A 20,259-nucleotide genomic window follows, 5' to 3' on the forward strand; every position below is an offset into this window, starting at 1 on the left:
GCACATGCCGGTCAAGCGAAGCTTAGGGTTGCTTTCAAGTCAAGCCATACTCGTGGTGGTCTTCCATCTACTGTTCGTGCCGTTGATGGCATTCGGTTTTGAGGCGGCGTTGCATGCTGCGGGGCTCAGTTATGTGACATTTGGGAATTTGGGCCGCTTCCTTCTGCATCCGGTAACACTGCTTTTTCTGGCAACCATTTTAATCGTGTCAAGCGGTTTGATCCTGTTTGAAGATGTTTTCCTGAAGGAATATTTTTATGCGAGACGCATGGGCATCCGGGCCGAAGGGGGCGCGTTCTTCTTCCATGCTGTTTCGCATGTGCTGAAAGCATTTGGGTCATGCAATTTGCGCGAGATTTCAAGCGCTTGGACCCGAATGATTGTCTTCAATCTGCCGCTGATGGTATTCACCGTACGCACAAGCCGCTTTTTCGGATACCTGAAAGGCGAGCTGTCGGCGTTTTGGATTTGGGCGGTGATGCTTGCGGGGTACGCCCTTCTGGCCTGTTGGATGCACCGGAAACACCTTTTGCTGCTGCGGAGGTCCTTCGGTTGGAACGCCTTGCAGGCGGTGGCGTATTTGGCGGCTTATGCGGTGCTGATGGGCATCGCCGTCCTCATCATCTCGATTTCGGTTGAACGCCCCTTCGCCGTCGCTGCCTTGATCGCCGTCAGGAGCAGGGTCCACAGCTATTTTGTCCCCTTTTTGCTGATTGCCAGCACGCTGACCCAGTATGCCCGTTATGCCTTGGTTGGAGAAGAGTTGCTTGGCCTTTCGGAGTGTGATTTGAGAGTGGACCAAAACGTCTCCTACAGGCAGCTGGTTTCCACGGCAACCAGGCGCATGGGGGTCTTGGGTCTCGTGTGCCTGCTTCTGTTCGATATCCATTCCTATGTGGGGATCCTGAAGAACGGTTCGGCGCTGGAGGTCAATGCGACCGACCAGATCCAAATAACTTCACACCGGGGCTATTCCTACGGTTATCCGGAGAACACGCTGCCGGCCATCGAACGCGCCATCGAGGCGTATGCCGATTCAGTGGAGGTGGATGTGCGGGCAACAAAAGACGGGGAGTTCGTATTGCTTCACGACGCGAGCCTGAAACGCACCACGGGCTTGGACAAATTCATTTGGGATGTCACTTACGATGAAATAAAATTTCTGGACGCCGGAAAATGGCGGGGCCTCGCATTTGAAGGCACGACGATTCCCACGTTGCGCCAGGTGTTCGACCTGGCCAAGGGCCGCGTGTTCCTCAATCTGGACCTCAAATATGTCAGTACACAACCCGATGTTGTGGAAAATTTGGTTGGCCTGATCCACGAATTCGAAATGGAATACCAGTGCATCGTCACCTCAACTTGCTTGCAATGCATTGAAGACATCAAGGCGGTGAACCCCGGCATCCAAACAGGCTACATCACCTATCGGCTCACGCCTGCGCTCCTGAAGAATCCATCCATTGACGCCTTCAGCGTGAAGGGGAGCCTCGTGACCGGATCCGTCGTGGAGCAGGTCCATGCTTCCGGCAAAAAAATGCTGGTTTGGACAGTGAACTCGAAGCGGGACATTGAACGCCTCAGCCGGTTGGGCGTGGACAACCTCATCACGGACCGCCCCGCATACGCCAAAGAAGTCCTTTTCCGATCGACCGGAAACCGCCATTTGGTTTCGCTGCTCAAGGTGGTCATGGAGTGAGGTGGGTCCTCCCATATTCCGTCGGCGTCATGGAGGTCAGCTTCTTGAAGACGACGCTGAAATAGTTGGTGTTGCCAAAACCCACCGCCAAGGCGATGTCCGTGACGGAACCTGTCCCCTGCTCCAAAAGGAACTTGGCTTCCCCAATCCGGACCCTGCTGATGTATTCCGTCAGGTTCATGCCGGTTTCCTCCTTGAAGCGGGTGGACAAATGGGCGGGATGGACCGGGATGGCCTTTGCCACCAGGGGCAAGGTCAGGGGTTCCGCATAATGCAGGCGGATATGGTGGATGGCCTTTCGGACGAGCTTGCTGTAGCCGCCCAGGGCATGGCCCTTCACCAGATCGCAGTATTCCGAAATCATGTCCAGCGACAGGGCATGGAGGTCTGAAATGGTCTTTGTCTTTTCTATGAGGATGGCGAATCTTTCGGATATGCCGTGAAGGTCCGTTGGAGGGACACCGCTGTGCTCCGCCGCCAGACGGCACTGGGTGTTGATGACGAAAGTCAGGTTCTTATACGCCCGCAAGGGGTTTTGGGGCACCCGATAGGCGCCGTTGAACTGGAAATTGCCCCAGACCTTCAAGGCTTCCTCCTTAAGGCCCATTTCGATGGCATGCATCAGCTTCTTTTCCGTCCGGTAGCGGACGTCGATTTGGGAAGGGACCTCTTCGGCAGGGGACAGTTCCGGACCGTCGGCGAGGTTGGGGGACAGGTGCCCGGAAAGGATCTGCCCGTCGGCCAAATCGGTGTTGTAGAGGTTGACGAGCAGCGTGCCAAGGTTCATGTAGTAGCGGCTGTCGATGATGGTCAGCGTCCGGTAGAAATCCCGGATCTTCCTGCGGCCCGGGCCCATGTGGCCCGTGGCATCCAAAACGCCGGCCACGAGAAGGTCGTCAGGGGTGCGGGTGAGGAAGGGGCCGACGATGACGGTGCCGAGGTACCGTCCGGCCCGGAAAATGCCTGCGCCCAGGTACTCCAAATGGTCGCCGGTGGCCAGGTGGTGGTAGGTATGGGGGGGCATGTCCCGCAGCACGTCCCGGATGTGGAGGCGGAGGGCCTCCCTGCCAGCAACGAAGGGCTCCGGCAGTTCCTGGTTGACCAGGGCGAGGACCGGTCGGTTTCCGGCATCGACCACCTCGATGTTCAGGTCCAGCAGGTTGTGCAAAAGCATGCTGGTCTTTGTAAGCGTATCAAGAAGCTCTTCGTTGAGACGGTCCAAGGCCGGTCCCTCCATGCAATGGCAACAATTTTTACGGTGACACCTATGATTTTACCAACAAAACCGCCAAAGGACAATAATATTTGATGAAACCCCAAAATTATTGAAGAGGCCCTCCCCATCTTTATGGTATAGTGTCTTCAAACAATATCGGCAGGAGCAGGAAAGGGGACACTATGGAGCAGTTGAAATTGGAAACACGCGTCAAAAGCCTGATCGAGGCGGACGGATACAAGTTCAAGGACTTGAACGGCAACGGCAGGCTGGATCCTTATGAAGATTGGCGCCTAAGCCCCAGGGAGCGGGCAGAAAACCTGGTGTCCCTCATGGATTTGGACGAAAAGGTCGGCATGATGCTCATCAACACCCGGTTCATGGGCCTGACCCAACAGGACAAGAGCAAGACCAGCCACAACGGCATCCTGGACGAAGCCATTGTGGAAAAAGGGGAAACCATCTTCACCCAGGAGAAGAAATACGGAACGACACACACCATCGAAGAACGGAAGCTGCGCCACTTCATCTTGAGGGAAAACTACAGCCCCCGGGACCTGGCGGAGTTCATCAACACCGTCAACGAAGTGTGCGAAGGCACCCGTCTGGGCATCCCCTGCATTTTCGCCTCCAATTCAAGAAACGAAAATGCGGAGCCGGTGTTCGGCATGAACGATGCGGCGGGCATCTTTTCCACCTGGCCCGGCACCCTGGGTCTTGCCGCGGCCGCCAAAGGTGACATCGCCAACGGCGGGGACGCGTCCCTCATCAGCGGATTTGCCGCCATCGCCGGAAAGGAATGGCTGGCGACGGGCATCCGCAAAGGCTACATGTACATGGCGGATGTGACGACGGATCCCCGGTGGCAGAGGATTTACGGCACCTTCGGGGAAGATCCGGAATTCATCTCTGATGCCATCGGACGCCTCATCGAAGGTTTCCAGGGAACGACCCTTGACAAGGACAGCATCGCCATGACCACCAAGCATTTCCCCGGGGGCGGTCCCCGGGAAAACGGCTTCGACCCCCACTACAAGGAGGGGAAATGGAACGTGTATCCCACCCCCGGAAGCCTGGAAAAGTACCACCTGCCTCCCTTTGCTGCGGCGGCGGCCCACGGCACAGCCTCCTTCATGCCCTACTACTCGGCCCCCAGCATCAAAAGAAGCGTGGTGCAGGAGTTCCAGGGCGAGGACATCCCTTTTGAGGAAACGGGGTTCGCCTTCAACCACTATTTCCTGAACCACATCCTACGGGGCAAGCTGGGCTTTACAGGTTACATCAACAGCGACAGCGGCATCACGTCCAAAATGTGCTGGGGTGTGGAGGAGCTGAGCGAGGCGGAACGCTTCGCCAAGGCCGTCAACGCGGGCACGGACCTGGTGGCCGACACCAACGACATCGAGAACCTGAAGAAGGCCGTGGAAAACGGGTGGATCAGCGAAAAGCGCATCAATGAAGCCAATGTACGCCTTCTGGAGGAAATGTTCACCCTGGGCCTGTTCGACGACAGGACCTATGTGTCCCCGGAGGCTGCGGAAGCCTTCATCAGCACTCCGGAGCACTGGGAAGCGGCCTATGCGGCCCACAAGAAATCCGTCACCGTGCTGAAAAACTCTGGCAACACCCTGCCTTTGACCCAGGAGAAGCTGAAGGGCAAAAAGGTGTACGTGGAGCTGTTCCACAAGAAGCCGGAAGGTGCAGCGAAGTATGGGGAGCAGGCGAGGAAGGAGTGCCGCGAACTGGACCTTTTCGACATGACGGACAACCATGAGGAGGCGGACTACGCCATCCTGTTCCTGAAGCCCCAGTCCGGCGACTACTTCAACGCCACCCCCGGCCTACTGGAGCTGGAAATCTGTGAGAACAAAACCCTCAAGGCGATGGACGGCACGGAGTACCAGGAAACCACCCTGCAGGACATGGAACGGCTCAAGGCCATTGTGGAGAACGTGAAGGGCAGGGGCGGCAAGGTTGTCATCAGCGTCAACTTCACGCTTCCCTGGATCGTGGGCGGCATCGAGCCCCTGGCGGACGCTTTGCTGGCGGGCTACGACACCTTCTACAACGCCCAATTTGAAGTGATGGCAGGCCGCCAGGAACCCAGCGGCGTCCTGCCCCTGACCCTGCCTGCCGGCGACCATGTCATCGCCGTAGATGAAAACGGCGTCTGTGTCTCCAGAAACGACGTGCCGGGTTACGACAAGGACCTGTACATGCCGGAAGGCATGCGCTACGCCTACAAGGACAGCGACGGCAACGTCTACAGGATGGGGCACGGGCTGAAGTACTGATACGAGAAAAGCCGCCACGGTTGTGGCGGCTTTTGACTTTGCCGGCTTTTCTTCAGTTGTAGATCCGGCTGCAGAGCGAGCAGGCCGTTGGTGTGGCGGCCAGGCCGCCGAGGGCAGTCTCCCGGAGTTCCATGGGCATCTTCTTGCCCACCCTGTAGGCCGCATCGACCACTTCGTCGAAGGGTACGATGCTCGGGATGCCGGCCAGGGAGATTTCGGCGCTGAGCAGGGCGTTGGCCACCCCGATGGCATTCCTTTTCTGGCAGGGGGATTCCACGAGGCCCGCAATGGGGTCGCAGACAAGGCCCATGACATTCTTGAGCGCCACCGCCGCCGCGTCCAGCGCCTGCCGGGGACTCCCCCCCAGCACGGATACGATTCCCGCAGCCGCCATGGCCGCCGCAGAGCCCGTCTCGGCCTGGCAGCCGCCCTCGGCACCCGACACAGTGGCATTGCGCATGATGATCAGGCCGATGGCACCGGCGACGAAGAGGGCATCGAGGATCTGCTCTTCATCCCAACCGTAGGCTTCCGCCGTCGTCAGCACGGCTCCCGGCAGGATGCCGCAGGACCCCGCCGTAGGCGCGGCGACGATCAGGCCCATGGAAGCGTTCACCTCCATCACACCCATGGCCGCGGCCATGGCTTTTGATATCCGCGTGCCGCAGACGGTCTTGCCCGATTGCATCCGCGCATGCAGTTTTTGCGCTTCCCCCCCGATCAGTCCGCCCATGGAGTGCAGGGTTTCGTTCTTTGCACGTTCGACGGCATTCTTCATGACCACATAGTTCAGCTTCATCTCCTCGCGGATGTTTTCTTCGCTCCTCCCGGAAAGTTCGACCTCCCGTTCGATGCACACCTGGGCCATCGACTTGCCCGTTTCCATGCAGAGGGCTTCCAGCTCGCTGCCGTTCTTGAAATTCATATCCGTCACCCGCCTTTTCTATCGAAGGGACACAATGAATGCGTCCTTGATCAAATCCCGTTTTTCCTTGATCTTTTCCACCGCGGAAGCTGAAATCTCCTCATCGGCTTCTATGACCGTATACGCGACATTCCCCTTTTCCTCCCGATAGATCCGCATGAACGCCACGTTGATCTCTTCGGAAGCGATGCATTGGGTGATGTGGGCGGCCACACCCGGCACATCCCGCTGCTTGACGATCAAGGTGTAGAATTCCCCTGTGAACTCCACACGGAGTCCGTTCAGCTGCACGATGTTGATGCTCCCGCCGCCGATGGATTCGCCGATGACCTCCACCTGGACCCCCGCCTCATTGGTGATGAGCATCTTCACGGTGTTGGGATGGTAGTCGTCCCCCAGGTCCGTAGGGATGAACGAATAGGAGATCCCTTCTTCCTTTGCCTTGGCATAGGCATCCACAATGCGGGGGTCCTCCGTGGAGTAGCCCAGGATGCCCCCCAGGAGCGCCCTGTCGGTGCCATGTCCCTTGTAGGTCTTGGAGAAGGAGCCATGGAGGAAGAATTGCACTTCCTTGATCCTGCCCTTGACGATTTTCCGTCCCACCAGCGCAATCCTGGCCGCGCCTGCCGTATGGGAACTGGAAGGGCCGACCATCCGCGGCCCGATCGCATCGAAAACACTCAAATTTTTTGCTGCCATAACCATCCCTCTTTCTTCCGCAACCGGAATCCTTGCTTATGAAGAAGGACAGCCTTCCTTTTCCGGCTGTCCTCTCGAAGCTGTCAGTTGGTTTGCACTTTTTTCTTTCTCCAGTAGGTGATGTTCTTCCCTTCCTTGCGCCACTCGGCAAATTCGGCGGTGGCGGTGAGCAACACATCCGTCGAGGAGTTCAGGGCCGTCTCTGCGGAGTCCTGAATGACGCCTACGATGAAGCCGACACCGACGACCTGCATGGCCACGTCGTTCGGTATGCCGAAGAGGCTGCAGGCCAGGGGGATCAGCAGCAGGGAACCACCCGCCACACCCGATGTGCCGCAGGCGCTGACGGCAGCCACGATGCTCAGGAGGACGGCTGTGCCGAAGTCCACGGAAAGCCCATACGTGTTGACCGCGGCAAGGGTCATGACGGTGATGGTCACCGCGGCACCGGCCATGTTGATGGTGGCGCCCAGGGGGATGGAGACGGAGTAGGTGTCCTTGTCCAGACCCAGCTCGTCGCACAGGCTCATGTTCACCGGAATGTTGGCTGCGGAGCTGCGGGTGAAGAATGCCGTGATGCCGCTATCCTTCAGGCATTTGAACACAAGGGGATAGGGGTTTTGCCGTATGTTGACGAAGACGATCAGCGGGTTGACGACAAGGGCGACGAACAGCATGGCGCCGAGGAGGACCAGGATCAGACTGCCGTAGCCAAGAAGGGCGCTGGCCCCGCTTTCCGCGATGGTGCTGAACACAAGACCCATGATTCCCAGGGGAGCGAAGCCGATGACCCAGCGGACCACTTGGGAAAGGGCATCGGAAATGTTGTTGAACACGGTTTTCGTCGTGTCCGGTGCCTTCTGCAGGGCAAGACCCAGAAGTACGGCCCATGCGAGGATGCCGATGTAATTGGCATTGAACAGTGCCTTAACCGGGTTGTCGACGATGTTCATCAGAAGCGTCTTCAGGACTTCCGTGACACCCCCCGGAGGTGTGAGGTTCTCGACGCCGGCCGTAAGCGTCAGATGCACGGGGAAAAGGAAGCTGGCGGCAACTGCCGTGAGGCCCGCCAGAAAGGTTCCCAGGAGATACAATCCGATGATGCGTTTCATGTTGGTCTTGTTGCCGTGCTTGTGCTGCGCGATTGCCGAGATGACCAGGAAGAACACCAGGATCGGCGCCACACCCTTCAAGGCGTTTACGAACAGCGACCCGAAGATCGCCACAGGGGCGGCCACATCTGGGATGGCCAAAGCCAGGATGATGCCGACCGCCAGACCGATGATGATCCTCTTGACCAAACTCATTTGATTCCATTTCTTGATTAATTGCATCCTTTGTACTCCTTCTCTTGTTAGCGGTTTACTTGCTCCCTACTGTGAGAAACTTTGGTTATTGTGATAAATTATCCTCTTCATGCAATAATATTATCATATTGCAAAAGTCTTTGCAAGCACTTATGTAAAATATGGCGATTTTTATAAAAAAGAGGCCTTTTGCTGTGCGTTTTGCACAAGTTGGATCACCTTATCTTGCTCAAATATCTGTATACGGTGGCGTCGGAGACGTTGAGGTATTTGGCCACCCGGCTCACCTCACCCTTCAGCAGGAAGACGCCCTTTTCGTTGAGCTGGCGGACGATTTCAATCTTTTCATCAGGCGACATCCGGCCGGGCGTCACCCCATACTCGCTGACGATCGATTCGATGGACGAGGCGGTCAAGTCTTCCAGGGACTCCCCGAAGTTCTCGTCCACCCGGCCGGGCTGTTCCGGGAGGGGCTCCTGGCCGAAAACATCTTCTTCCAAGTCGTAATTGATGATCTGGCGCAGCTTTTTGTCCAGGTCCATATAGACGGACATGTCGATGTTCGTGCACAAGAGCCCGATCAGTTCGCTGCGGTCGTTCTTCAGATAGAAGGTGGAGGATTTGAGAAGGTTGCCGCTCTTTGACTTGCCGGTGTAGTTGGTGACGAAATCCTCCTTTTCATACCGCTTGTTTTTGATCACGCTGAGCACCAGGTCCGTCACCGGGCCTCCGGGTTTTCTGCCGCTGATATGGCCGTTCTCTATGGCGACGATGGAATTGTCGTAATTTTTCAAGTCATGCAGGACAACCTCGGCGTTGGGGCCGAGCACCTTCCCCAGGAATTTGACGAGAGGAATCATTTCGCGGATATCATTGCATCGCATCGTTTCCCTCCTTTCTTTGTGACAATAATTTATTATGAGTATAATAAAATATTATCACCTAGTGACTGGAAATGCAAGGGGGAAATGAAAAACATCGGGCCTTGAATATTTGGAATTCAGATGAAGTGCCGGGGCGTTGCATGGTATACTGGAGATGGGCACACACCAATTGTTGGCATTGAATGGATGTGATCGTATGCTGCAAATCGAAAATATCGGCAAGATCTACGGTAGCGGAAGCACCGCAGTGAAGGCCCTCGAGGATGTGACGGTGCGTATCGGAAACGGGGAATTCGTGGCCGTCATGGGACCTTCAGGCTCTGGAAAGTCCACATTGATGAACATCATCGGCTGCCTTGACAGGGCTACGAGCGGCACCTACATCCTGGATGAGGTGGATGTGAAGGAGCTGAGCGATGACCAGCTGGCTGCTATCCGCAACAAGAAAATCGGATTCGTATTCCAGTCGTTCAACCTGCTTCCCAGGATTTCGGCCTTGAAAAATGTGGAACTGCCTATGGTCTATGCGGGGATCGGCCATAAGGAAAGAAGGGAGCGGGCCATGGAGGCGTTGTCCCGGGTAGGGCTATCGGACCGGATGGACCATAACCCAAGCGAATTGTCGGGAGGGCAGAAACAGAAGGTAGCCATAGCAAGGGCCCTGGTCAACAGGCCGGCCATCATTCTGGCGGACGAACCCACCGGAAACCTGGACTCCCTGTCGTCGGAAGAAATCATGGTCCAGTTCCAATCCCTGAACAAGGAAGGGGTGACCGTCCTCATCGTGACCCATGAGCCGGAAATCGCAGGGCATACCAAGCGGATCGTCACGTTTTCAGACGGGCATCTTGTCCGCGACCATGTGGTGGATAACCCCCTGAGCGCGGAAGAGATATTGGAGGGCAAAGTGCAGGCATTGAACCAGTCGCTGGAAGGGGGAATGCAGGATGAATGGACATGACGGTGGAAGACGACAGCCTATGGGTGCATGGAGGAAATTGCGCGGGACCATCTTTTCACCCTCCGAAGCCTTCGAGGCGATTAGGGAAAAGCCCACGTTCCTTTTGCCGATGCTTGTGGTCCCGCTGTTTCCTGTCCTATACTTCCTGGTTTTCTGGGATTCCTATCAGGTCCAGGTCATCCGGATGCTGGAGACCCAGTTTGCGAACATGGGCATGGAACTCACAAGGGAGATGCTGGATGCGCAGTTGCGGGTCACCCGCATCCTTACGCCGATCGGCGCGCTTGTGGGTCCGGTCATCGGGACCCTTGCCGGTGCCACCTACCATTTCCTCGCAGCCAGAATCGCGAAATCAAAAGTCACCTATCGGCAGCTGTTTTCCTTGATTTTCCATGTGCAGGTCGTTGGCGTGCTGCTGTGGGTCCTTTTCATGGTTTTGACGCTTCTGCAGGGCCAGGTTTCAATCCAAGAACCGGTCACAAGCCTGGCGAGCCTTTTGCCGGAGGAGTTGTACGGCACTGCACTCTATGGGGCTGCCCTTTCGGTTGAGGTTTTTTCCATATGGCAACTGTGCCTCCTGTACATGGGATTGCGGATTGTGGCCCGCCTAAGCAAGAGGGCGTCGTTGCTGATCGTGTTGTCATATTTCGTATTGGGTGCCCTTATATCGACAGGGGCCATCCTGTTCAGCACGCGCATGGGCAACCTATGAAGAACCAGCAGAAGGCAACCTTATTAAAGGGGGTGAACGCATGAAGAAAGTTGCAGTGGCCATCGTCATCATAGGCAGCATCGCGCTGATGGTCATTTTGAACATGATGAAAGATTCCGGACAGGGACCGGGTGGTTTCGGATTCGGATTCCAAAAAGCGCAAGATGTGGAAGCGCGCAGGGTTGTCAAAGGCACCATAACATCAAAAATAATCGTGACCGGAACGGTAGAGGCGATCGAGAAAAAGGCGGTCATGGCGGAAACATCGTTTAGGATCGACGTCGTACGAGTCAAGGAAGGGGATGTGGTGCGCAAAGGGGACGTGCTGTTTGTTCCGGATACCGCATCCCTAGAGAAAGAACTTGCCGGATTGGAGCGGAATCTTGCTGCCCAATCCCTTCAACTTGAAAAATTGAGAAGCCTGCAGACCTCGTCAAGTACCACCGGATTGGAAATCGCAGTGAAATTGGCGGAGGCCGCTTTGGCTTCGGCGGAAAAGAATCATGGAAAGCAAGCCGGCGAGCTGGAAAAGAACCAGGTCCTTTATGATGAAGGGGTCATCCCCCTAAGTGAACTTGAGGCGATCAAAACCAGGGTGGAGGATGCCTGGGAGCAGGTGGAGACAGCCCGATTGAATCTGGAGCGCAGCAAATCCGAATTGGAGAAACTGCGCGGCACCAATCATGAATCAACCCGATCGACAGGGTACGACGTGGAAATCCAGCTGAAGAATATCGAGGGCCTTGAGATGTCCATTGAAAACCTGAAAGAGGGCATGGCGGACCTTGCTTCCAATGCAGTGGCGCCCATCGGCGGGGTAGTGACGGATGTGTTCGTAGGGGACGGGGAGACGGCTCCCCTGACGACCCCCTTGCTCAGGATCACAAACCTGGAGGGGTTGAAAGTGGTGGCCGACATCAGGGAATATGACATCAAGGACGTGGCGGTAGGGCAGGAGGTCGTCATCACAGGGGATGCAATACCGGCGGATGTGTCGGTCCGCGGGAAGGTTTCCCGCATTTCCCCGGTTGCCGTGGAGTCCATGGTCAACGGAAGGCAGGTGACGGCCGTTGCGGTGGAGCTGGAAGTATCGGAAGGACAGGATCAACTCAAGCCTGGTTATACGGTGGATTGCGAAATCACCACCCATGCGATTGAAGATGCCGTCATGGCATCCTACGATGTTTTTAGGGAAGACAAGGACAACAACAAGGTCGTGTTCGTCATCGGCGGGGAGGACATCGTAGAGGAACGTGTCGTCAAACTGGGGATCACAGCGGATTTTGATGCGCAAGTCCGGGAAGGTTTGCGTGAAGGCGAACTTGTGGTGGTGAACCCATCGTTGTCCCTGAAGGCCGGGGACAAGGTGCGGATCACCAACGGGCCATTGGAAGAAGGGGAGTAGGATGGATTTCACCGAAAATTTCAAGCAGGCGCTTATGAGTCTAACTACCAACAAATTGAGGTCCTTTTTGACCATGATGGGTATTGTGATGGGGGTTTTCTCCCTCGTGGCGATCATGGCCATCAGCAATGCGGCGAAATCCTTCATGACGGCGGAATTCAACAAGATGGGAGCGAACACCATCATCCTGCAGTACCGGACAAACGACTTGGATGAACGCGACCTGCTGACCATGGCGGACATGGACAACATAACCAGGGGCATGGAGGAGGTCGAGAACATCGCTTCCGCAAAAGTGTTCCTTTCGGAGGTCCGGTTGGAAGACGGCAACAGGGATGCGCAAATCATCGGCGCCACCTCCCAGTACCCCAGTTTCCAGACGATGGATTTTGTCGTGGGGCGCTTCCTGACCGCATCCGACGTGGAGGGGCAGCGCCAGGTGGTCATCGTAACGGATACCTATGCGAGACGTTACTTTGGCACCACAGGGATTCTTGGGGAAGAGGTGCGGATCGTCAACCACAATGGCGGCATCATGAAAATGAAGGTGATCGGAGTCCGCAGCACGGAGGGGGATCTGTTCGCGTCCATGCTGGAAGGCATCGATTTGCCGGTGGAACTCATTGTGCCGTTTACCACCTCCCAGAGCTTCTTTGGGGACGGTTCCGTGGACCAGATACAGATAGCCGTCAAAGCAGGAGTTGACTTGAAATCCGCAGGGGAGAAGCTGGTCAGGCTGCTTTCGTTCGTCCATCGGAATGAGGACAAGTATCTTGCAACCAGTGTGGCGGATATCCAGCAGGCGGTAGGAAACGTGTTGGGCGTCATCTCCATGGTTCTTCTGGTCATCGCCGTCATCACCCTGATCGTGGGTGGAATCGGAATCATCAACATCCTTCTGGTATCCGTGACGGAGCGGATCCGTGAGATTGGGATCCGAAAAGCGATTGGAGCCAGAAAGAAGGATATCGTCCTGCAATTCCTGACGGAATCCATCATGATGACGGGTCTCAGCGGTCTCATCGGCATCGGGTTGGGCTTGGTCACAGGTGCTGTCATTTCCAGTGTCATCAAGATACCGCCTGTCGTGGACTACAAGATCGTGCTGCTTGCATTCTTCGGTTCCGTCCTGCTGGGGATCATCTTCGGGGTATATCCTGCAAAAAAAGCGGCGGACCTGGATCCCATCGAGTCGCTACGGTATGAGTGACAGTTGCGGTGCCCTATGTTAAAATGAATGGAATGGGAACCATTCACGCCCGATCCGGAACAGGAGGGAGAAGCACATGGTGCAGATGGAAAAATTGATGAAACTTGCAGCATTGAATGCGGGGATCGCAGTCTCCAACATCGTGCTATTCTCTGAAGAGCTGATGGGGGTTGTGCTGATCGGCGGAAGCGCGTTCGAGACGGTTTTCGGGATTACGGCAATCTTCATGAGTGGAGCTGTTTTTGCTGTGGGCAACTACAGCATCCTGTCGGGGAAAGGCAAAAAAAGCCAGGCCAACGACCTGAAAACGGCAGAGGATTGCATCAACGCCCTGAAAAGGAGCGGTGTGAAACGGACTTTTTCGAAGGAGATGGCGACAATAACGGAACAGACCAGACGGTTTTCGAAGAAGAAGGACACCGCCAGGGACCTGCTCCTGCAGAAGTTCAGCAGCGAAGAAATGAGTTATTCCAAATTTCAAGGCGTCATCAACGAAGTTGAAAGTGTTTTTTCCGTGAACATCAAAAACATAGTGAAGAAACTGAGTGCGTTCGATGTGGAGGATTACCGCCGCATGAGGACAAGACGCGCGAAAAGGGAGTTCTCCAAGGAATTCATCCGGACAAAAATGGGCATCTATCATGAGTACATCCGGTTTCTCAAGGAATCCATCAAGGACAATGAGCAGATCCTGCTGAAGATGGACAGGCTGTTGCTGGAACTGTCCAGACTCAACAGCCTGGAGAACGGGGAAATGGAGAAAATGGATGCGATGAAGGAAATCGACGAGCTCATCAACAAGACAAAGCTTTACAAATAGGGAACAGGAGGGTTTGCGATGGGATTTTCCATGGAAGTGCTGGATACGGAACGAATCAAGAAGGAGATTGCCCAGGAAGTGCAGCCTGTCCCGGAAGAGGTTGCCAAGCTGAAGGAGTTGGCCGAGAGCAATGTGAAGGAAATCATGACGGTCGACCTGGACTCGATGGAGAAAAGGAAGTCGATGCTCCGGTCCATCGAGGAATTCGGCATGGAGACAATGAAAGGCTCAGAGAACAAAAACAGGATGCTCCAGGTTTCCGTGGGCGACCTGTCAAAAAGGGGGGGCGAAAGCGATGCTATCGCGGCGGGTCTGCTGGAGTTGCAAAGGGAAATCAAAGACCTCGACCCCAGCAGGATCGACTTCACCAAGACGGGCATATTGGGGAAGCTTTTCAATCCGCTGCGGGCGTATTTCGACAAATACCAGAAGGCGGATTCGGTGGTCAACGACATCGTGGCATCCTTGGACAAGGGCAAATCAACCTTGAAGAATGACAACACCACCTTGGAGATTGAAGAGGTTTCCATGCGGGAGCTGACAAAAAAACTTATAAAAGAGATCGAGATGGGCACACTGATGGACGAAATCCTATCGAGGCAGATCGACAACGCCAAAGCCGGCAATGTTGATCCGGACAAGATCCGGTTCGTGTCGGAAGAGGTTTTGTTCCCTTTGCGGCAGAGGATACTGGACATGCAGCAGATGATGGTGGTCAACCAGCAGGGAATCATGGCAGTCGAGGTCATCCGGAGGAACAACAAGGAACTCATCCGGGGAGTGGAACGGGCTAAAACGGTGACGATCTCTGCGATGCGGATTGCGGCCATGGTTGCTGGAGCGCTCTACAACCAGAAAATCGTCCTGAAAAAAATAGGGATGTTGAATGCGACCACCAACGACCTGATCGGCGGAACGTCCAGGATGCTGAAGGAACAAGGCGCGGAAATCCACAAGCAGTCCATGGAGGCCAACATATCCGTCGACACGCTGAAGGCCGCGTTCGCAGATGTCATTGCGGCAATGGATGCAATCAGCACCTACAAGCAGGAGGCCCTTCCCAAGATGAAGCAGACCATCGACGCGTTCAAGGAGCTGGCCGCGGAGGGAGAGCAGCAAATCCAGAGGCTGGAGAAGGGAAGCCGGCTTTCCCTCTAGGCGAAGGGAGATGGAGCCGGAACTCCGGCGGAAAGGACGCGCCATGCTGACCATCAGCTTCTCCACCATGATGGTGGTGCTGACCATCTACGGGGGGCAGTTCTCACCCCGGACCCTGCAGGACTTCCTGGAAAAAAGGATGACCCAGCGGATCCTGGGGTATTTCATGGGCGTGCTGGTATTTTCCATCTTCGCCCTCTTCTCCATGAAGCCCGAGCGGCTTTCCGCTCCGGTGCTAAAGTGCTATGCGGAGGACGAGGAAAAGGTGCGGCTGGTGCTGCGGGGGCTCACTTTCGACCGGCTGCTCTTCGAGAACTTCTATCCCATCCGCCACTATGGGGTGGAGGACCTTTTCATCCTGGACGGGATGGCAGGCGCCCTGGCGGTCGTGGCAAAGGAGAACACCCCGAAGATCCGGCGAAAGACCTGGAACTTCGCCAAATACCTCCTTTCCGGCGTGGATTGGGACAAGCTTCAGGACGTGGAGCGCTCCTACCTGAAGGACCGGTTCTACCAGCTGGCCGTGTTGGCCGGGGAACTGGAGGACTACGGCAAGATGTTCGGGAAGGTAGGAAAAGAAGAAAGGTGAGCGGATTCGGTCCGTCCACCTTTCTTCTTTTTTTTCGCCGGCCGTAATATTTCCTAGGCCGTCACACTTCCACCCAGATGTTGTTGTTCTCATTGCTCCTGATGCACGCCTCCACGAACCGGACGCCTTGCACCCCGTCCTCCACCGTCGGATAGCGGTAGGTCCCCGGATCCCGGCCGGCTTTCTTCGCGATCAGGTTCTTGCAGAACCCCAGGTACAGGTTGGCGAAGGCTTCGTAGAAGCCTTCCACGTGGCCGGAAGGGAGCCGGCACAGATCCCTAGCCGCATCGTACAGGAAATCCCTGCCGGCGGTGTAATGCTGGACAGGCTGGTTGATCCTGGCTACTTTGAGCACCCCCGGTGTGGAGTGGTTCCATTCGATGGCGCCCTTGTCCCCGAAGACGCGGATGCAGACGTCCGTCTCATGGCCCATGGCCACCTGGGATGTCCACAGCATGCCGGGGATGTTTCCCTGGAAACGAAGCATGGCCTGCACGTTCGTTTCCAGGGGGAGGTGGGGAGGGTAGTGGTCGAACCTTGCAAGGACCGCCTCCAGCTCGAGGCCGGTCATCCTGGACAGGAGGCATTCCACATGGGTGCCGATGTCCGCGGCGCATCCGGAAGCCCCGGACCGTTTCGGGTCCATCCGCCAGGCGGCCTGTTCGGAACGGTCGCTCACCAGGGACACCGCCAGCCATTCCTGGGGATATTCCCCCAGGACGGACTGGATGTTCCCGATCTCCCCATGGTCGATCATCTCCCGCGCCTGCCGGATCATGGCGTATCCCGTATAGACATAGGTGACCCCGAACAGCAGGTCCTTTTCCTTCGCTGTCCGTGCCAGCACCTCCGCCTGCTCCGAAGTCAGGGCCAGGGGCTTGTCGCACATGATGTGGATGCCGTTCTCCATGAACGCCATGGCAATCTCGAAGTGGGTGTCGTTGGGCGTCGCGATGATGACGAAATCGATGCCGTCCTTACGGCGGCCCTCCGCTTCGGCCATGGACGCATAGTCGTCATACAGCCTGGCGGTGTCTGCCAGATCCCATCTTTCCGCGGTCCTTGCGTTCTCTTCCTTGTTCCGTGTGAAGCAGCCGGCTTGCAGCAGGGCCAGGTCATCGAATTGTGCGGCAATGCGATGGACATTGCCGATGAAGCCCTTGTTTCCGCCGCCCACCATGCCAAAGGTCAATTTGTTGGACACGATTGTTCCTCCTGTCTGTGTACGTAGTGGTGTAATTCCTAATTATACATGCGAATTTGAGGACCAGCTACCACTATCTTGCTGAATGCGCACTTGGGGTCAGACCCCAAGTGCGCATTCACATGGAACTTCCTTGCCCCTTCCTGCGTCAACAGCTCTGTTGGAAAAAAACACAGTATTGGAGGAGCACGATCATGAAAAAAATCAGCATGTTGTTTGGGGTATTGGTATTCGTATTGGGTCTTGCCGGGTGTTCGGCGGCTGGGGGCGGTCCTGCCGCAAGCCCGAACCCCGCACCGGACAAGTCCGTGGAGGAAATCATCGGCATGATCACCGAAGATGCGGGCATCGAAACGCAGACGATGATCACGGTGCTGGACAGCGAAAACCTCCCCTGGTTTCTGTTCATGGATCCCGTGGAAGGGGCCGAAGCGGTTGCCGCCGATGCCATGATGAGCGCCGTGGCGCATTCCGTGGTGCTGGCCAGGATGCCGGAAGGTACGGACATGGAAGCCTTGAAGCGGGAGGTGGCGGACAAGGCGGATCCGAGAAAATGGATCTGTGTGGAAGCCGAGAAGACCGTTGTTGAAGTCAACGGAAACCTGCTGCTGCTGGTCATGAGCAACGATGAAGTGGCCTCCGCGGTGGCCGGGCATTTCCTGGACCTCGAGTAGGGGAGGGGGCGCAGTTGGTATTTTCCAGCATCGCATTCCTGTACTATTTCCTGCCGGCCGCCCTCCTGCTATACTGGGCGGCGCCCCGGCACCTGAAAAATGCGGCCCTGCTGGTCGTGAGCCTGTTTTTTTATTTTTACGGGGAACCTGTCTACACGCTGCTGCTGGTTTTCTCCGCCGTCTCCGACTATCTGCACAGCCGCTACATCGAAAGGCATCGGGGCCGGAAGCGGGCCGGGATTGCCCTGGCAAGCTCCATCGCCATCAATTTGGGCATGCTGGGCGTATTCAAGTACGGCGGTTTCGGATTGGCCCTGCCCGTCGGCATCAGCTTCTTCACGTTCCAGACCATGAGCTACACCATCGACGTCCATCGGGGGGAGGTGAAGGCGGAAAAGGGCATCGTCCCCCTGGCGGCCTATGTGGCCATGTTCCCCCAATTGGTCGCGGGGCCCATCGTACGGTACAAGTCCATCGCGGAGCAGTTGCGGAACAGGCGGCATGGGGTGGAAGGGATTGCTGCCGGCATGGGGCGATTCGTCGTCGGCCTTGGGAAAAAGGTGCTGCTGGCGAACCGGTTCGCGGAATTCTGCGGCGCCTACAGAGCGGCGGATTCTCCCAGCGTCCTCTACCACTGGGCCTATGCGGTGGCGTTCTCGCTGCAGCTGTACTTCGATTTTTCCGGGTATTCCGATATGGCCATCGGCCTAGGAAGGATCTTCGGGTTTGCCTTTCCCGAGAATTTCAACTATCCCTACATTTCCCGGTCGGTCACGGAATTCTGGAGACGGTGGCATATGACCCTGGGAAGCTGGTTTAGGGACTACGTCTACATCCCCCTGGGGGGGAACAGGGGGGGCAAGCCAAGGTGGATTCGCAACATCCTGGCCGTATGGCTGCTGACGGGCCTGTGGCATGGGGCTGCCTGGAACTTCGTCCTTTGGGGCCTGTACTTTGGGGTGCTGCTGGTTTTCGAAAAATCGGTAGGTCTGGGATGGCTGGGGCGTCTGCCGCTGGCGTTTCGCCACGGGTATGTGCTCCTGGCGGTGCTCCTGGGTTTCGTAGCCTTCAATGGGGAGGGCATGCAGGGCATGGTGGAGGACCTGGGAGGACTGTTCGGCGGGAACGGGTTGCCGTTCTTCTCGGCGGAAGCGGCTTACCAGCTGAGGAGCCATTCCGTCCTGTTCCTGGCCGGCGCAATCGGCGCGACCCCCCTGCCGAAACGCATGTATCTGCAGGCGACGGGGAAGGGGACAGGGAAGCGGATGGCCGCATTCCTCGAACCTCTGGCCATGGCTGCGCTGTTCCTGGCCGCAACGGCGTACCTGGTTGACGGTTCGTTCAATCCCTTCCTGTATTTCAGATTCTAGGAGGAACACATGAAAAGACAAAGGAGAGCCCTTCTGACCATCGGGCTTACGGGCGGCCTGCTTCTGGGAACCATGGCGTTGCAGGTCCTTGGGGAGGATCCGGCGGTTTCCCTGTGGGAAAGGCGCAAGCTTGCCCGTTTTCCGGAGGCATCCGTCGAAAAGCTGCTTGAGGGAAGGCTGGTGCCGGAACTGGAAGCCTATCTGGCGGATTCCTTCCCTTTCAGGGACGGATTCAGGAGGGTCAAAGCCCTGCTGGAAACGCAGGTGTTCGGCAAACTGGACACAAACGGCTATTATAAGGCCGACGGTCACATCTCGAGGCTTGCGTATCCCTTGGAGGAGGCCCAGGTGGCCCTGGCTGCGAAAAAAATGCAGGAAATCCAGAAGCGGCATCTTGGGGGAATGAAGGTCCATTACGCAGCAATCCCCGACAAGAACTACTATCTGGCGGAACCGAACGGATACCCGTCCATGGACTACGGGCGGTTGACGGAAATTCTCCAGGAGGACCTGAGGGACATGGCCCCCATCGACCTGTTCGACTGCCTGGACAGGGAGGATTACTACAAGACGGATCCCCATTGGAGGCAGGAGCGTCTCGACCGGGTGGTGCGGCGGCTGGGCGAGGAAATGGGTTTTGTCCCGACGCCCTTCGACAGGTATGAGAGGAAGGTGAGGCCCGGTTTTTACGGGGCATATGCGGGCCAGTCCGCCCTGGGAACCAAGCCCGAGGAGCTGGTGCATCTTATGGGGGGCGGGATTCTGGAAACAAAAGCATACCATGCGGACAAGGACGAATGGACCGGCGTCTACGTGGAATCTGCGGACCTGGCAATGGACGGCTATTCCTACTATCTCGGGGGAGCGGCTGCGCTCCAGGTGCTGGTCAACCCCGCCGGGGAAACCGGACGGGAGCTGATCCTCTTCAGGGATTCCTTTGCCGCACCCCTGGCGCCGCTGCTGATGGAGGCCTATGACAAGGTGACCCTTGTGGACCTGCGGTACATGCCCAGCGGCCTGCTGGGGGAGCACATCGACTTCGGAGACCAGGACGTGTTGTTCCTGTACTCCACGCTGGTGCTCAACAACGGGGGGGTATTGCGGTGATGCGCCCTTGGGGTCAGACCCCAAG

At 56.6% G+C, this 20,259-nt stretch carries 18 protein-coding genes; 12 read left to right on the plus strand and 6 right to left on the minus strand.

What is annotated here, in order from left to right:
• The first annotated feature begins 4 nt into the window (after window positions 1–4).
• Window positions 5–1,699 carry a glycerophosphodiester phosphodiesterase family protein gene (locus GXN74_RS04665; protein ID WP_162369766.1) on the plus strand — a complete coding sequence of 565 codons (1,695 nt, stop codon included), beginning with the start codon at window positions 5–7 and terminating at the stop codon, window positions 1,697–1,699.
• On the opposite strand, the gene GXN74_RS04670 is transcribed toward GXN74_RS04665, so the two are convergent.
• Window positions 1,689–2,921 carry an AraC family transcriptional regulator gene (locus GXN74_RS04670; protein WP_162369767.1) on the minus strand — a complete coding sequence of 411 codons (1,233 nt, stop codon included), beginning with the start codon at window positions 2,919–2,921 and terminating at the stop codon, window positions 1,689–1,691. The two genes, GXN74_RS04665 and GXN74_RS04670, sit on opposite strands and share 11 nt — an antisense overlap.
• 176 nt (window positions 2,922–3,097) lie before the next feature.
• Between GXN74_RS04670 and GXN74_RS04675 the strand changes: the two genes are divergently transcribed.
• The gene (locus GXN74_RS04675; RefSeq protein ID WP_162369768.1) at window positions 3,098–5,209 is read left to right on the plus strand and encodes a glycoside hydrolase family 3 protein; all 2,112 of its coding nucleotides are present in this window, start codon (window positions 3,098–3,100) and stop codon (window positions 5,207–5,209) included.
• A gap of 52 nt (window positions 5,210–5,261) precedes the next feature.
• Here GXN74_RS04675 and sdaAA read toward each other — a convergent pair whose 3' ends face one another.
• From sdaAA to GXN74_RS04695, 4 genes are all read right to left on the minus strand, one after another.
• On the minus strand, window positions 5,262–6,134 hold the full coding sequence (sdaAA, locus tag GXN74_RS04680; protein ID WP_162369769.1) for an L-serine ammonia-lyase, iron-sulfur-dependent, subunit alpha: 873 nt from the start codon (window positions 6,132–6,134) through the stop codon (window positions 5,262–5,264).
• Window positions 6,135–6,152: 18 nt separating this feature from the next.
• Window positions 6,153–6,833 (minus strand): L-serine ammonia-lyase, iron-sulfur-dependent subunit beta, encoded by a 681-nt coding sequence (gene sdaAB / locus GXN74_RS04685; RefSeq protein ID WP_162369770.1) that lies wholly within the window; start codon window positions 6,831–6,833, stop codon window positions 6,153–6,155.
• 83 nt (window positions 6,834–6,916) lie between these two features.
• A complete protein-coding gene (gene sstT, locus GXN74_RS04690; RefSeq protein ID WP_162369771.1) occupies window positions 6,917–8,167 on the minus strand; it encodes a serine/threonine transporter SstT in 1,251 nt (416 codons plus the stop codon).
• 188 nt (window positions 8,168–8,355) lie between these two features.
• Window positions 8,356–9,024: a helix-turn-helix transcriptional regulator gene (locus GXN74_RS04695; protein WP_162369772.1), complete on the minus strand. Its 669-nt coding sequence runs from the start codon at window positions 9,022–9,024 to the stop codon at window positions 8,356–8,358.
• Window positions 9,025–9,220: 196 nt separating this feature from the next.
• On the opposite strand from GXN74_RS04695, the gene GXN74_RS04700 reads away from it, so the two are divergent.
• The 7 genes from GXN74_RS04700 (at window position 9,221) to GXN74_RS04730 (ending at window position 15,879) form a co-directional block, all read left to right on the plus strand.
• Window positions 9,221–9,985 carry an ABC transporter ATP-binding protein gene (locus GXN74_RS04700; RefSeq protein WP_162369773.1) on the plus strand — a complete coding sequence of 255 codons (765 nt, stop codon included), beginning with the start codon at window positions 9,221–9,223 and terminating at the stop codon, window positions 9,983–9,985.
• Window positions 9,986–10,004: 19 nt separating this feature from the next.
• Entirely contained in the window at window positions 10,005–10,697 is a 693-nt protein-coding gene (gene yknW, locus GXN74_RS04705) for a YknW family membrane protein (RefSeq protein WP_162369774.1), read from the plus strand.
• 40 nt (window positions 10,698–10,737) lie between these two features.
• Window positions 10,738–12,102: an efflux RND transporter periplasmic adaptor subunit gene (locus GXN74_RS04710; RefSeq protein ID WP_162369775.1), complete on the plus strand. Its 1,365-nt coding sequence runs from the start codon at window positions 10,738–10,740 to the stop codon at window positions 12,100–12,102.
• A gap of 73 nt (window positions 12,103–12,175) precedes the next feature.
• On the plus strand, window positions 12,176–13,312 hold the full coding sequence (locus GXN74_RS04715; RefSeq protein ID WP_246208597.1) for an ABC transporter permease: 1,137 nt from the start codon (window positions 12,176–12,178) through the stop codon (window positions 13,310–13,312).
• A 76-nt stretch (window positions 13,313–13,388) separates the two neighbouring features.
• Entirely contained in the window at window positions 13,389–14,132 is a 744-nt protein-coding gene (locus GXN74_RS04720) for a hypothetical protein (RefSeq protein WP_162369777.1), read from the plus strand.
• An 18-nt stretch (window positions 14,133–14,150) separates the two neighbouring features.
• Entirely contained in the window at window positions 14,151–15,290 is a 1,140-nt protein-coding gene (locus GXN74_RS04725; protein WP_162369778.1) for a toxic anion resistance protein, read from the plus strand.
• Between the two features lie 10 nt (window positions 15,291–15,300).
• Window positions 15,301–15,879, plus strand: coding sequence for a DUF2254 family protein (locus GXN74_RS04730; protein ID WP_162369779.1), 579 nt, complete (start codon window positions 15,301–15,303; stop codon window positions 15,877–15,879).
• Window positions 15,880–15,940: 61 nt separating this feature from the next.
• Here GXN74_RS04730 and GXN74_RS04735 read toward each other — a convergent pair whose 3' ends face one another.
• The gene (locus tag GXN74_RS04735) at window positions 15,941–17,083 is read right to left on the minus strand and encodes a Gfo/Idh/MocA family protein (protein ID WP_162369780.1); all 1,143 of its coding nucleotides are present in this window, start codon (window positions 17,081–17,083) and stop codon (window positions 15,941–15,943) included.
• Between the two features lie 194 nt (window positions 17,084–17,277).
• On the opposite strand from GXN74_RS04735, the gene GXN74_RS04740 reads away from it, so the two are divergent.
• Genes GXN74_RS04740 through GXN74_RS04750 form a run of 3 tightly spaced genes read left to right on the plus strand, consistent with a single transcriptional unit; the run spans window position 17,278 to window position 20,234 of the window.
• On the plus strand, window positions 17,278–17,757 hold the full coding sequence (locus tag GXN74_RS04740; RefSeq protein ID WP_162369781.1) for a hypothetical protein: 480 nt from the start codon (window positions 17,278–17,280) through the stop codon (window positions 17,755–17,757).
• A gap of 14 nt (window positions 17,758–17,771) precedes the next feature.
• Complete coding sequence (locus GXN74_RS04745; protein WP_162369782.1) at window positions 17,772–19,127, plus strand: MBOAT family O-acyltransferase; 1,356 nt, start codon at window positions 17,772–17,774, stop codon at window positions 19,125–19,127.
• 9 nt (window positions 19,128–19,136) lie between these two features.
• Entirely contained in the window at window positions 19,137–20,234 is a 1,098-nt protein-coding gene (locus GXN74_RS04750; RefSeq protein WP_162369783.1) for a DHHW family protein, read from the plus strand.
• The last annotated feature ends 25 nt before the right edge of the window (window positions 20,235–20,259 follow it).

It is taken from the genome of Anaerotalea alkaliphila, assembly GCF_010179735.1.
GTDB lineage: Bacteria > Bacillota > Clostridia > Lachnospirales > Vallitaleaceae > Anaerotalea > Anaerotalea alkaliphila.